The 12,460-nt window shown below is 68.4% G+C and carries 13 protein-coding genes and 1 pseudogene; 11 read left to right on the top strand and 3 right to left on the bottom strand.

Annotated elements, in window-relative coordinates:
- The first annotated feature begins 43 nt into the window (after positions 1–43).
- Positions 44–955, top strand: a complete 912-nt coding sequence (locus tag QFZ29_RS09600) for a phosphodiesterase (RefSeq protein WP_306893901.1) — start codon at positions 44–46, stop codon at positions 953–955.
- A 67-nt stretch (positions 956–1,022) separates the two neighbouring features.
- Positions 1,023–1,979 carry a tyrosine recombinase XerC gene (locus QFZ29_RS09595; RefSeq protein WP_306893900.1) on the top strand — a complete coding sequence of 319 codons (957 nt, stop codon included), beginning with the start codon at positions 1,023–1,025 and terminating at the stop codon, positions 1,977–1,979.
- A 3-nt stretch (positions 1,980–1,982) separates the two neighbouring features.
- On the opposite strand, the gene QFZ29_RS09590 is transcribed toward QFZ29_RS09595, so the two are convergent.
- Positions 1,983–2,582 carry a murein hydrolase activator EnvC family protein gene (locus tag QFZ29_RS09590; RefSeq protein WP_306893899.1) on the bottom strand — a complete coding sequence of 200 codons (600 nt, stop codon included), beginning with the start codon at positions 2,580–2,582 and terminating at the stop codon, positions 1,983–1,985.
- Between the two features lie 259 nt (positions 2,583–2,841).
- On the opposite strand from QFZ29_RS09590, the gene rpsB reads away from it, so the two are divergent.
- The 9 genes and pseudogenes from rpsB (at position 2,842) to QFZ29_RS09545 (ending at position 9,619) form a co-directional block, all read left to right on the top strand.
- Positions 2,842–3,888, top strand: coding sequence for a 30S ribosomal protein S2 (gene rpsB / locus QFZ29_RS09585; protein WP_306893898.1), 1,047 nt, complete (start codon positions 2,842–2,844; stop codon positions 3,886–3,888).
- A 26-nt stretch (positions 3,889–3,914) separates the two neighbouring features.
- On the top strand, positions 3,915–4,745 hold the full coding sequence (gene tsf / locus QFZ29_RS09580; protein WP_129520777.1) for a translation elongation factor Ts: 831 nt from the start codon (positions 3,915–3,917) through the stop codon (positions 4,743–4,745).
- Between the two features lie 158 nt (positions 4,746–4,903).
- Complete coding sequence (pyrH, locus tag QFZ29_RS09575) at positions 4,904–5,635, top strand: UMP kinase (RefSeq protein ID WP_306893897.1); 732 nt, start codon at positions 4,904–4,906, stop codon at positions 5,633–5,635.
- 33 nt (positions 5,636–5,668) lie between these two features.
- Complete coding sequence (gene frr / locus QFZ29_RS09570; protein WP_306893896.1) at positions 5,669–6,223, top strand: ribosome recycling factor; 555 nt, start codon at positions 5,669–5,671, stop codon at positions 6,221–6,223.
- Between the two features lie 9 nt (positions 6,224–6,232).
- On the top strand, positions 6,233–7,219 hold the full coding sequence (locus QFZ29_RS09565; protein ID WP_306893895.1) for a phosphatidate cytidylyltransferase: 987 nt from the start codon (positions 6,233–6,235) through the stop codon (positions 7,217–7,219).
- Positions 7,220–7,239: 20 nt separating this feature from the next.
- Positions 7,240–7,794, top strand: coding sequence for a DivIVA domain-containing protein (locus QFZ29_RS09560; RefSeq protein WP_306893894.1), 555 nt, complete (start codon positions 7,240–7,242; stop codon positions 7,792–7,794).
- A 55-nt stretch (positions 7,795–7,849) separates the two neighbouring features.
- A complete protein-coding gene (locus QFZ29_RS09555; RefSeq protein ID WP_306893893.1) occupies positions 7,850–8,515 on the top strand; it encodes a lytic transglycosylase domain-containing protein in 666 nt (221 codons plus the stop codon).
- A 57-nt stretch (positions 8,516–8,572) separates the two neighbouring features.
- Entirely contained in the window at positions 8,573–8,881 is a 309-nt protein-coding gene (locus QFZ29_RS09550) for a hypothetical protein (protein WP_306893892.1), read from the top strand.
- Positions 8,878–9,619 (top strand): annotated as a pseudogene (locus QFZ29_RS09545) (alpha/beta hydrolase). Before QFZ29_RS09550 ends, QFZ29_RS09545 begins: the two are co-directional and overlap by 4 nt.
- Positions 9,620–9,680: 61 nt before the next feature.
- Here QFZ29_RS09545 and QFZ29_RS09540 read toward each other — a convergent pair.
- Both QFZ29_RS09540 and QFZ29_RS09535 read right to left on the bottom strand, forming a co-directional pair.
- On the bottom strand, positions 9,681–10,745 hold the full coding sequence (locus tag QFZ29_RS09540) for an AI-2E family transporter (RefSeq protein ID WP_306893891.1): 1,065 nt from the start codon (positions 10,743–10,745) through the stop codon (positions 9,681–9,683).
- A 22-nt stretch (positions 10,746–10,767) separates the two neighbouring features.
- On the bottom strand, positions 10,768–12,384 hold the full coding sequence (locus QFZ29_RS09535) for a DivIVA domain-containing protein (RefSeq protein ID WP_306893890.1): 1,617 nt from the start codon (positions 12,382–12,384) through the stop codon (positions 10,768–10,770).
- Between the last annotated feature and the right edge of the window lie 76 nt (positions 12,385–12,460).

The raw sequence follows: 12,460 nt of genomic DNA, 5'->3' as shown, positions 1-12,460 counted from the left end.
CCCGTCGGAGGCTCGGCTTAGGCTGGCCCCGAAGGGGGTCGGCATGCAGTATCCGCAGTTCGGGAGGTATCCGGCAGCGCGTCAGGTGATCGCCCACGTGAGCGACACGCACTTGCTCCAAGGCGGTGCACCGCTCGGCGGAGTCGCCGACACCGTGCGCGCGCTGGAGCAGACGGTGTCGCAGCTGCGCCGACTTGGTGACCGCCTCGACGCGATCGCCGTGACCGGCGATGTCGCGGATCTCGGGGAACCCGACGCGTACCGCATCGCCCGCGAGCTCCTCGAACCGCTCGCGAGTTCGGCCGGCGCCGAGCTCAGCTGGGTGATGGGCAATCACGACGAACGCGGTGCGTTCCGGCGCGACCTCCTCGGCGAGGCGCCGAGCGATTCCCCGGTCAATCGCATCACCGACGTGTCGGGGCTCCGCGTCATCGCGCTCGACACGACTGTGCCGGGGTACCACCACGGCCTGCTCGACGCATCGACGATCGCCTGGCTCGATGCCGCTCTCGCGGATCCCGCGCCACTCGGCACGGTACTCGCGATGCACCATGCTCCGATCGCGACGCCGCTCGCCCTCATGGACCTGCTCGAGCTGCGCGGGCAAGACGAACTCGCCGAGGTGATCGCCGGCCGTGACGTGCGGCTCATCCTCGGAGGCCACCTGCACTACGCCACCAACGGCATGTTCGCCGGCGTCCCGGTGTCGGTCGCCGGAGCAACCGCCTACACGATGGACCTCTCAGCGCCCACCCGCGAGCTCGCGGGTATCGACGGGGGCCGCTCGTTCACCCTCGTGCATCTCTTCGACGACGGCTTCACCACGTCGGTCGTGCCGATCGGTGCGTTTCCCGTGGTCACGAACTTCAGTGCCGAGTTCCTCGCCGAGATCGAGGCGCTCTCGCCAGAGGCCAGGCTGGAGCGCTTCTCGCGAAAGCCTCCCGGCGTCGCATGACCGGCGATCGCGCGCTGTTCGTGCGAGCCTCAGCACGGTATAGGCCATCGAGGGGCAGGCTGGAGCCGTGAATCTCGACACCCTGCTCGACGACTACCTCGCGCACGTGCGAACCGAGCGCGGGTACTCCGAGCACACCGTGGCGGCATACCGCGGCGATCTCATCGAGCTCGTCGCGTTCGCGGGGGAGCGGGGCGCCACCGAGGCCTCCGCGATCGATCTCGCACTCCTCCGCGACTGGCTGTGGGGCGCCACCGAGCGCGGACTCGCGCGAGCGAGCATCGCACGGCGAGCGGCATCCGCCCGCGGATTCACCGCGTGGCTCCTGCGTCGCGGCCTCATCGCGGCCGACCCGGGACTTCGCCTCAGGGCGCCGCGCGCGCAACGCACCCTGCCGAGGGTGGTCACCCAGCAGGCGCTTGCCGCTGCGCTCACTGCACTCGAGCGCGCCGCCTCGACCGACGATCCCATTGCGATGCGCGACAGTGCGATCGTCGAAGTGCTCTATGCGTCGGCACTTCGCGTCTCGGAGCTCGTGGGTCTCGATCTCGCGGCGATCGATCGTCGGCGCAGGACGGTACTGGTCGTCGGCAAGGGCTCCAAGGAACGCGTCGTGCCCTACGGCGCCCCGGCGGCCCGAGCGCTCGACCGCTATCTCGACCAGGGGCGACCCGCCATCCTCGCTGCGGCGAACGCTGCGGCTGCCGCTGCGGCGGCTGAGCCCGAGCGCGGTGCGCTCGCCGCGACGAATGCGGTGTTCCTCGGGGCGCGCGGCGCTCGGATGGGCGTCAGGAGCGTCTACCGTGTCGTGACCGAGGTGCTCTCGTCGATTCCGGGCACGGGACCGAGCGGACCGCACGCCTTCCGTCACAGCGCCGCGACGCACCTCCTCGACGGGGGTGCCGACCTGCGCGCGGTGCAGGAGTTCCTCGGTCACGCGAGCCTCGGCACAACTCAGATCTATACCCACGTCTCGGCCGAACGGCTGAAGCAGAGCTATCGCACGGCGCACCCGCGCGCCTGACGCTCACGGCCTAGGCAGGAGCACCGCTCGCGGGAGGCCGCCGAGGAACAGGAACGGCGACACGTACTCGCCGTGCACTCGCACGCCGAAGTGCACGCATTCCGACGCGCAGTGCCCGCCAGAGGCGACCGTGCCGAGCAGATCGCCCGCCGCCACGGGGGTGCCGGCCGCGACGAGCGCGTCAACGGGCTCGATGGCACTCACGACGCCGTCGCCGTGATCGATCGCGACGACCCCTCGGCCGGCGACCATGCCGGCGTAACTCACGGTGCCGGCTGCCGGAGCGGTGACGACGGCACCTGCCGCCGCCTGGAGATCGATGCCGCGGTGGCCGGCCGCATAGGGCGTCGGCGGCGCGCGGAACGGAGACACGACCTGGATGGGCGGCGGGACCGGCCACCTCCACATGTGGGGATGGCTGACCGGCGGCGATGAGGCCTCGGCCGGCTCGCCGGTACGGAGGCCGAGTGCCTCCGCGGCGGGCGGCGTCACGGCGGTGAACGCGGCAAGGGTGCCGACGATGAGGACGGATGCCGCGGCGACCGACAGTGCCGTGCCTGAACGGGCGCTGCGAGGAGGTGCCGTGACGGGGAGCTCGGTCATGTTCCGATGCTCGATGAGCGCGGAGGCATCCGTCGCGAAGGAATCGAAACGGTGGCGACCGGGCCGCCGCGCGCGGTTGGGGAGGACGAGTGCCGATGATAGAGTGTCGAGAGCACCTCGGTCCGCCGGGGTGACTACGCGTGCCATTTCGGCCGACGACTCCATTCAGTCCCCTCTTCGGAGCGGGCGGAGCCGTGCCGGGCACCAGGGCTCTCGGCCGCCGGCCGGAGCGACAACTGAGAACAAAGGAGTGCGGCTCATGGCCGTCGTCACCATCCGCCAGCTGCTCGACAGCGGCGTTCACTTCGGGCACCAGACCCGCCGTTGGAACCCGAAGATGAAGCGATTCATCTTCACCGAGCGTTCCGGCATCTACATCATCGACCTGCAGCAGTCGCTCGGCTACATCGACAAGGCCTACGACTTCGTCAAAGACACGGTCGCCCACGGCGGCACGATCCTCTTCGTCGGCACCAAGAAGCAGGCCCAGGAGTCCATCGCCGAGCAGGCGACGCGCGTCGGCCAGCCCTTCGTCAACCAGCGTTGGCTCGGCGGTCTCCTCACGAACTTCACCACGGTCTCCAAGCGCCTTGCGCGCATGAAGGAGCTCGAGGAGCTCGACTTCGAAGGCACCACGAGCGGGTTCACCAAAAAGGAACTCCTCATCAAGAAGCGCGAGCTCGACAAGCTGCACAAGTCGCTCGGCGGCATCCGCAACCTGTCGAAGACGCCGTCGGCCCTCTGGGTGGTCGACACCAAGAAGGAGCACCTCGCGATCGACGAGGCCAAGAAGCTCGGCATCCCCGTCATCGGCATCCTCGACACGAACTGCGACCCCGACGAGGTGCAGTACCCGATCCCGGGCAACGACGACGCGATCCGTTCCGTGAGCCTGCTCACCCGCATCATCGCCGACGCTGCGGCGGAGGGCCTCATCGAGCGTCACCAGAAGCCCGAGGCCGAGGGCAACGTCTCGGCCGTCGAGCCGCTCGCCGAGTGGGAGGCGGAGCTCCTCCAGGCTCAGACCCCCGAGCAGTCCTCGCCCGAGACCGCCAAGGTCGACGCCGCGACCGCTGAGGCCGAAGAGGTCTCCGAGGTCGTCGAGGCTGTTTCCGCTGAAGCCACCGACGAGGCCGCGACCGAGTCGGCCGCCGACGTCGAAGCTGCTGCACCTGAGGCCGCCGAGGCCGAGGTCGCCGCACCTGAGGCCGCCGAGGCCGAGGTCGTCGAGGCTGAGGCACCCGAGGCCGCCGAGGCCGAGGCCGCTGCACCCGAGGCCGCTGAGGCCGCCGCCGAGTCCAAGTAAGACCACGAGCCAGGAGACATCCGGATATGGCCAATTTCACTCTCGAAGACGTCAAGAGCCTGCGCGAGCGCCTCGGCACCGGCATGGTCGACACGAAGAACGCACTCGTGGAGGCCGACGGTGACATCGAGAAGGCGGTCGAGGTCCTCCGCCTGAAGGGCGCGAAGGGCAACGCCAAGCGCGCCGACCGCTCCACCGCCGAGGGCCTCGTGGCCGCCGTCGACAACGGCGACGGCACCGCGACCCTGATCGAGCTCGCGTGCGAGACGGACTTCGTCGCCAAGGGCGACAAGTTCGTCGGCCTGGCCGACCGCGTGCTCGCGGCCGTCGCCGCAGCCCGTGCGGACTCGGTCGAGGCGGCACTCGCCGCTCCGGCCGACGGCAAGACCGTCGCTGATGTGATCAACGAAGAGGCTGCGATCCTCGGCGAGAAGGTCGAGCTTCGACGCATCCGCCTCGTCAAGGGCGAGCAGTTCTCGATCTACCTGCACAAGACGTCGAAAGACCTGCCGCCGCAGGTCGGCGTCGTGCTCGGATTCGCCGGTGACGACGCTGAGACGGCGCGCAGCGTCGCTCAGCACATCTCGTTCGCCAACCCCGAGTACCTCGCACGCGAGGACGTCCCGGCTGACGCGGTCGAGAAGGAACGCGCGATCGTCGAGCAGATCTCTCGCGAGGAGGGCAAGCCCGAGGCTGCGCTCCCGAAGATCATCGAGGGCCGTCTCGGCGCCTACTTCAAGCAGGTCGCACTGCTCGAGCAGGACTACGCCAAGGACAACAAGCTCTCGGTCAGCAAGGTGGTCAAGGATGCAGGCCTCACGGTGAGCGACTTCGCTCGCTTCAAGGTCGGCGCGTAAGTGCCACAGGGGAGTCCGGATCGCAGCAGCGATCCGGACTCCTTTGCTGTCTGCGGTGCGAACACTCGTGAGCCATCCGTGAGACGGCACCACCCGGCACTGCGCCGCAGCGCACGAAGCAGTAGTTTTGACAGCCACAGTGGAAGGAACGGTCGGGCATGACTGAACACAAGCGCAGGGTGCTCCTGAAGCTCTCAGGTGAGGCATTCGGCGGCGGGTCGCTCGGGGTCAATCCCGATGTCGTCGGCGCACTCGCTCGTGAGATCGCGGATGCCGCTCGCACCGTCGAGGTCGCGATCGTCGTCGGCGGCGGCAACTTCTTCCGAGGCGCAGAACTCTCGCAGCGCGGGATGGACCGGGGCCGCGCCGACTACATGGGCATGCTCGGCACCGTGATGAACGCGCTCGCGCTGCAGGACTTCCTCGAGCAGGCGGGCGCCGAGACGCGCGTGCAGTCGGCGATCGCCATGACGCAGGTCGCCGAGCCGTACATCCCGCGCCGGGCGGAACGTCATCTCGAGAAGGGCCGGGTCGTCATCTTCGGCGCAGGCGCTGGCCTGCCGTACTTCTCCACCGACACCGTGGCAGCCCAGCGCGCCCTCGAGATCGGCGCCGAGGTCGTGCTCGTCGCGAAGAACGGCGTCGACGGCGTCTACTCCGACGACCCCCGCACCAATCCCGAAGCCCACAAGATCGACCGGATCAGCTATCAGGAGGCACTGCAGCGCGGCCTGAAGGTCGTCGACTCGACCGCGTTCAGCCTCTGCATGGACAACGGCATGCCGATGCAGGTGTTCGGCATGGAGCCGGGTGGCAACGTCACCGCGGCGATCCTCGGCGCCGAGCTCGGCACGGTCGTGAGCAACGGCGTACACGCGTCCACTCGATAGACTGTCCCGAGTAGCGAACCAGAAGGAGTTCCCGTGATCGCGGATGTACTTTCCGATGCCACCGCACGTATGAAGAAGGCTGTCGAGGTTGCCAAAGACGACTTCGGATCCGTACGCACCGGGCGGGCGAATCCCCAGCTCTTCCAGAAGATCATGGTGAGCTACTACGGCACCCCGACGCCGCTCGCACAGCTCGCGTCGTTGCAGAACCCAGAGGCCCGTACCCTCCTCGTCACGCCCTACGACAAGGGAGCGCTCCGCGACATCGAGCAGGCGATCCGCGACACCCCGAACCTCGGCGCCAACCCGTCGAACGACGGCAACATCATCCGGGTGACGCTGCCCGAGTTGACCGAGGAGCGTCGCAAGGAGTACGTCAAGATCGTGCGCGGAAAGGCGGAGGACGCCAAGGTGTCCGTTCGCAACATCCGTCGCAAGGCGAAAGACGACCTCGACTCCCTCAAGGGCGAGGTCGGCGATGACGAGGTGTCGCGCGCCGAGAAGGAGCTCGAGCAGATCACGAAGACCAACGTCGACTCGATCGACGACGCGCTGAAGCGCAAGGAAGCCGAACTTCTCGAGGTCTGAGGGAACATCATGTCGGGCGTCCCAGAAGAGGATCAGTCGGACGCCGGGGGGCATGAGCGAACCTCGCGTGACGAGTTCCGCGCGCAGGTACACGCCAGGAAGGCCGATCTCGAGCGTCAGTTCGAGGCGTCGAAGGCGCAGTTCGACCATGCGCAGGAGAAGATCAACGCCCGCACAGGCCGCAACCTGATCCTCGCCGTGATCATCGGCCTCGCCTTCGGCGGCGCCCTGCTGCTCAGCCTGCTCGTGATCAAAGAGCTCTTCATGGTCTTCGCGGTCGTGATCGCCGGCTTCGCGAGCTACGAACTGGCGCAAGCGCTTCGCAAGGGCGGCTTCCTGGTTCCCCGCATCCCGACGGTCATCGCCGCCGTCGTCGCGGTTCCGATCGCCTACTACGGGGGAGCCGGCGGACAACTGCTCGCGGTGCTCGGCGGCGTCATCGTCGTGACCATCTGGCGGCTCGCCGAACAGGCCCTTCCCGCCTTCCGGGCGACCACACGGCGAGCACTCGTGCGCGATATCGCGGCCGGCGCGTTCGTGCAGGGCTACGTCACGTTCCTCGCGACCTTCGCCGTGGTACTCACGGCGGCCGAGGGCGGCCAATGGTGGACGCTGGCATTCATCGTCACCGCGGTCTCGGCCGACACCGGCGCCTATGCCTTCGGGCTCATGTTCGGAAAGCATCCCATGGCGCCCGTGATCAGCCCGAAGAAGACGTGGGAGGGCTTCGCGGGTGGCGCCGCGACGAGCCTTCTCGCCGGGGTGCTCCTCTCGACGCTCATGCTCGGCAACACGTGGTGGTTCGGCGTCATCTTCGGAACCGCGATCTTCCTGAGCGCGACGCTCGGAGACCTCGTCGAGTCGCTCGTCAAGCGCGACATCGGCATCAAGGACATGAGCTCCTGGCTCCCGGGCCACGGCGGATTCCTCGATCGGCTCGACTCCATCCTGCCGTCGGCCGCAGTCGCGTTCGTCGCCTTCCGGATCTTCGGCTGATCGTCCGCGATAATGGTGCGGTGAACTCCACCTTCCCTCGCACACGCAAGCCCCGCCTCGGGTATGACACGAGGGAGGTCGAGGAATTCCTCCAGCTCGCTCGTCGCGCCTACGACGGCACCGCGCGACCGAATGACCCGCCCCTGACGTCGGAGCGAATCCGCCTCACCGCATTCGCCATGCAGAAGGGCGGCTATTCCACCGCGCACGTCGACGCAGCCCTCGAACGCCTGGAGGACGCGTTCGCGGCCCAGGAGCGGCAGGTGGCGGCCCGGCTCCACGGCAACGAGGCTTGGCTCCGCGAGGCCCGCACGACGGCGCAGGTCGTCGCCAACCGCCTCGCGCGCCCACAGGGCCAGCGCTTCGATCGCGTGAACCCGCTGGTGCTCGGGTACAGCACGCGCGAGGTCGATCGATTCGCCGACAAGCTCACTCGGTACTTCCGTGACGGATGGCCGATCTCGCTCGAAGACGTGCGCACGGTGGTCTTCAAGACACAGCGGGGCGGCTACCGCGAGTCGCAGGTCGACCTCGTGCTCGACGCCGTCGTCGACGTGATGCTCGCCGTTCGATGACTCCCCGCCGATCGGTTCGACGCGTCAGCGCGCCCTCCGATACACTCGACGAATTGTGGCTACGGATGCTGGGAGTGACGAGATAGGCGAAGCGCGGCGCCCGCCGTCATCGGGCACTCGAAAGCAGGGCGGACTCAAGCAAGCCGCCTCGGTCACATTCGCGTTCCTCGCGTCGGTGAGCTTTCTGCTCGTGAACGTCGTCGATCCGTACTCGGGCGCCACCGCCTCGTCCGATTTCAACCGGGACGGCGATCGCTTCGGCGGGGAGCAGCCGCAGACGGTCGAGGTCGGCGACGCGCACACGATCGCAGTCGGCCAGGAGACCTACGTCGTCGAGAAGAAGCCCGAGCCCGTGAAGCTCGCGCCGGCGAGCACCGATAGCGAGAGCGGCTGGGCGCCGCCTGCCGTGACGCCCGATCCCGGCTCCGCGCAGGCATATGCCGCAGGAGCCGTCGCGGCTCGAGGGTGGGGTTCGTCGGAGTTCGACTGCCTCGTGGCGCTGTGGAGCAAGGAATCGGGCTGGCGAGTGAACGCGTATAACGCGGGGAGCGGTGCCTATGGCATCCCGCAGGCGCTTCCAGGGTCCAAGATGGCCGTCGCCGGCGCGGACTGGGAGACGAACGCGGGAACGCAGATCGAGTGGGGTTTGATGTACATCACCGATCGCTACGGCACTCCTTGCGGAGCGTGGGCGAAATCGCAAGCAGGCGGCTGGTACTGATCCCGTCTGTGTCCGGCGCCGTGCAGGGCGCGGTCAGAGCCCGCCTAGACTGGAACCATGGTGCGCGCGAACCGATCCCGGGGCCGCGCGGCACGTGCGCGTGAGGGGCATCCCGAACTCGACGTCGAACGGCTCACGACGGGCTGGCGCCGCACCGAGGTTCGCGGCGGGCGTGAATGGAACGTGCAGCCCGTCTCCGAGGCGCAAGCCGCGAAGGCATATCTCTGCCCGGGATGCGGCCTCGAAGTCGCACCGGGCGTCGCGCATCTCGTGGCCTGGCGCGGCGACGGGGTGCTCGGCGATGCAGCCGACCTCGCGGCGCGTCGGCATTGGCACATCCACTGTTGGAGGATCGAAAGCCCGTGAGCGACAACGAAGCACCCGTCGAGATCCGCGCGGGCGTCGAACTGCCCGCCATCCGCGAGGAGATCGAGTTGCAGACCAGCGACGGACTCACCCTCGTCGGTGAGCTCGCCACGCCTGCACAGCGAGCGCCCGTCGCTACGCTCGTGACGCTGCATCCGCTGCCCACTGCCGGCGGCTTCATGGACTCGCACATCCTGCGGAAGGCGGCCGCCCGGCTCCCGGCGCTCGCCGATCTCGCCGTGCTTCGCTTCAACACGCGAGGCACCTCTTCGCCTCGCGGCACGAGCGACGGCGAATTCGGCCACGGCATCGAAGAGCGAGCGGATGTCGCAGCGGCGATGTCATTCGTCGAGCAGCGACACCTGCCGCATCCATGGCTCCTGGGCTGGTCATTCGGCACCGAGCTCGTACTGAAGTACGGACTCGAGCACCGCATCGACGGCGCCATCCTGCTCTCGCCGCCGCTCCATCGCACGAGCGAGGCGGAGCTGCACAAGTGGAACGACGCCCTCACCGCCGCTCGTCGCGCTCATCCCCGAGCACGACGACTACCTGCGACCAGCCGAGGCGGCAGTGCGATTCGCGGCACTCCCCAAGATCCGGCGTATCGACGTGGCAGGGGGCCGGCACCTCTGGGTGGGCGAGGCGCAGACACGCCGCGTACTCGACGAGATCGTCGCGACGGTGAATCCTGCCGCGGCGCCGCTGCCGACGACGTGGCCGGCCACGACCGCGTGACACCGGTCGCCTGACGTCACGACGGCACGTGGGGGGCGACGCCGGCCGAATGAGACCGGGGTCACCGCTCGTTCTGCAGCGGTACGACGACTTGCTTGATGATGAGCAGAATCGACGCGGCGACGGGGATCGCGATGAGCGCCCCGAGGATGCCGAGCAGTGAACCGCCGGCGAGCGCCGCGATCACGACGATCGCGCCCGGTACCTTCACCGCGCGGTTCATGATGCGAGGGCTCAGCACGTAGGCCTCGACCTGCATGTAGACCAGGTAGTAGATCGCGGCCACGAGGGCGGTGAGCGGCGAGCCGAGCCCGGGGATGAGGCTGACGAGCACGATGATGATCGAGCCAGTCAGCGTGCCGACCAATGGGATGAGCGACAGCAGGAAGGCGATGAACGCGAGCACGGCCGGGAACGGCGCCTGGATGATCGACAGGAAGATGAAGCTCAGGATGCCGTTGACGGCGGCGAGCGAGACCTGCCCGAGCACGTAGCGGCCGACCGATTGGGTGATCTGCTCGGTGAGATCGGCGAACCGCTCGCGGTTGGACGCCGGAACGAGCTGGTAGGTCGCGCGCTTCATCGTGTTGAGCGACGCCGCGAAGTACAGCATGAGGATGAACACGATGATGACGGCGAACACGCCGGTGCCGATGGCGACGGCCACTTGGAGCACGCCGCCGGCGAGCTCGCTCAGCTTGTCGGGGTTCGTGAAGAAGTCGGTGAGTCCGCTCGTGATCTGCGCGTTGATCTCGTCGATCGGGACCTGCGGGAACTGCTCTTTGAGCGCCTCGATCCAGTCTTCCGAGTTCACGCGAGCGACGATTCGGGGCAGCTCGTCGACGAGCTGGCTGACCTGGTCGACGATGATCGGCACGACCGCGAGCACGAGCGCGGCGACGAGGAGGCCGACCCCGGTCATGACGATGATGATCGCCGCCCAGCGCGGCAGCCCTCGGCGCTCGAGCCAGCTCATCGCTGGATCGAGGCCGAGAGCCAGGAAGAGTGCCGCGCCGATATAGGTGATGATCGTCGACAGCGTCGCGAGCGACGTGAGGATGAGCAGGCCGAGGCCGACCCCGAGCGTTCCGACGAGACCGATGCGGAACGCGTTCTGGATCTTCACTGGGGCGACGCGGTCTCTCGGTCTAGCGGCGACTCTGCGCGGCCACCTGCTCGGCCTGCGTCAGCACGCCGCGCAGGCTCTCGAAGTACCCGGCGACCGCGTCGCGCTCGATCTTGATCTGCGACAGACGGTCTTCCGCGTCGGCGACGAGGGCGCGGGTGCGTTCCTCGGCGTCGGAGATGAGCTTGCGAGCCTGCTGGTGCGCGGCGGCGATGCGGTCGCGCGCCTCGTCGTCGGCCTTGTCGCGGACCTTGGCGATCTCGGTGCGCACCTGGGTCTCGAGTCGGTCGGCCTCGGCGCGGCTCTCCGCCGTGCGGGCGACCGCCTCGGCGAGCTCGGCGTTGGCGTCGTCGAGGAACTTCTGCGTCTGGGCGACGGCCTCCTGGTGCGCTTCGAGCAGCTCCTGCTCGGCCTCGTCGCGCTTGGTGGCGAGCTCCGACTCGAGGTCGAGGTGGGCCTTCTCGATCTCGCGACGCATGCGGTTGACCTCGTGCGTGGTCTTCTTGCGCATCGCGGTGAGCTGGTTGTCGAGATCGATGCGGGCCTGCTCGGCCTCGGCGTCGAAGTCGGCGCGAGCCTGCTCCTGCTCGAGCGAGAGATCGGCGCGCATCTGCTCGAGGTCAGCGGCGTGCTTGGCGCGGATGCGCTCGAGCTCATGCTGGATCTTCAGGCGAGCCGCCTCGGCTTCACGCTCACGGTCCACCTTCGCCTGCTCGCGCTGCTCGGCGAGTTCGGCGCGGCCGGCCTCGAGCTCGCGGTCGAGGTCGGTGCGGGCCTGCTCGAGTTCGTGGACGAGGGCGGCCCGACGCTCGGCGATCTCGGCATCGATCGCGGCGCGGGCCTCGGCCGACTCGCGGGCGAGGTCGAGTCGCGCCTGCTCGGTCTCGGAGGCGAGGTCGATGCGGGCCTGCTCGGTCTCGCGAGCGAGATCTGCGCGAGCGCGGTCGAGTTCGATCGCGACCTCGGCGCGGGTCTGCTCGGTCTCCTGGGTGAGGCCGGCGGCAGTCGCACGGGCTTCGGTGGCTTCTGCGTTGGCGGCGACGAGGATCTCGGACGCCTTGCGCTCGGCTGCCGCGACCATTGCCGCGGACTCGCGCTTCGCGCTCGTGCGCAGCTCGGCGGTCTCGGTCGCGACGGCGCCGCGGATGGCTGCCGCGTCGCGTGCCGCGTCCTGGCGGAGCTGCTCGCTCGACTCCTGCGAGCGGGAGATCATGTCGTCGGCTTCGGCGCGCGCGTTCTCGAGGATGCGGCTGGCCTGGGCACGTGCCTCGGTGAGCGTGCGCTCTGCGAGCTCGTGCGCGTCGGAGCGCATGAGGTGCGCTTCGTCTTCGGCGGCGCGACGGAGCTTCTCAGCATCGATGTCGGCTTGCGCGATGAGCCTCGTGGACTGCTCTTCGGCGACCCGGAGCGTGTTCTCGAGCTTGGTGCCGAGTCCGGAGAACGTGGGACTGCCGACCTCTTCGAGCTCGGCGGTGAGCTCTTCGATGCGGGCCAGGAGCCGCTTGTTCTCTTTGGCGTTCTCAGCAGACTGATTGTTCGCGGCGATGATCTCGCGACGAAGACCATTGATGCTGTGGTCGACTTCGTCTTTGTCATACCCGCGGAACACCTGCGTGAACTCGGTCTCTTCGACGGACATTCTTCCTCCGGGATCGTGTCCCGCGTTCGTGGGGGCGCATGCGGGATGTGATCCGATTGTACGGGCCCGCGGCTTT

This window comes from Agromyces albus (assembly GCF_030815405.1).
Taxonomy (GTDB): Bacteria; Actinomycetota; Actinomycetes; order Actinomycetales; family Microbacteriaceae; genus Agromyces; species Agromyces albus_A.
The sequence above is the reverse complement of the archived record's forward strand: the minus strand, read 5'-3'. Positions and strand labels throughout refer to the sequence as shown.

Excerpts from the sequence above, each read along its gene's own strand:
- QFZ29_RS09600 (WP_306893901.1), top strand. The coding sequence starts at position 44 with ATGCAGTATCCGCAGTTCGGGAGGTATCCGGCAGCGCGTCAGGTGATC.
- QFZ29_RS09590 (WP_306893899.1), bottom strand. The coding sequence starts at position 2,582 with ATGACCGAGCTCCCCGTCACGGCACCTCCTCGCAGCGCCCGTTCAGGC.
- rpsB (WP_306893898.1), top strand. The coding sequence starts at position 2,842 with ATGGCCGTCGTCACCATCCGCCAGCTGCTCGACAGCGGCGTTCACTTC.
- tsf (WP_129520777.1), top strand. The coding sequence starts at position 3,915 with ATGGCCAATTTCACTCTCGAAGACGTCAAGAGCCTGCGCGAGCGCCTC.
- pyrH (WP_306893897.1), top strand. The coding sequence starts at position 4,904 with ATGACTGAACACAAGCGCAGGGTGCTCCTGAAGCTCTCAGGTGAGGCA.
- QFZ29_RS09565 (WP_306893895.1), top strand. The coding sequence starts at position 6,233 with ATGTCGGGCGTCCCAGAAGAGGATCAGTCGGACGCCGGGGGGCATGAG.
- QFZ29_RS09550 (WP_306893892.1), top strand. The coding sequence starts at position 8,573 with ATGGTGCGCGCGAACCGATCCCGGGGCCGCGCGGCACGTGCGCGTGAG.
- QFZ29_RS09535 (WP_306893890.1), bottom strand. The coding sequence starts at position 12,384 with ATGTCCGTCGAAGAGACCGAGTTCACGCAGGTGTTCCGCGGGTATGAC.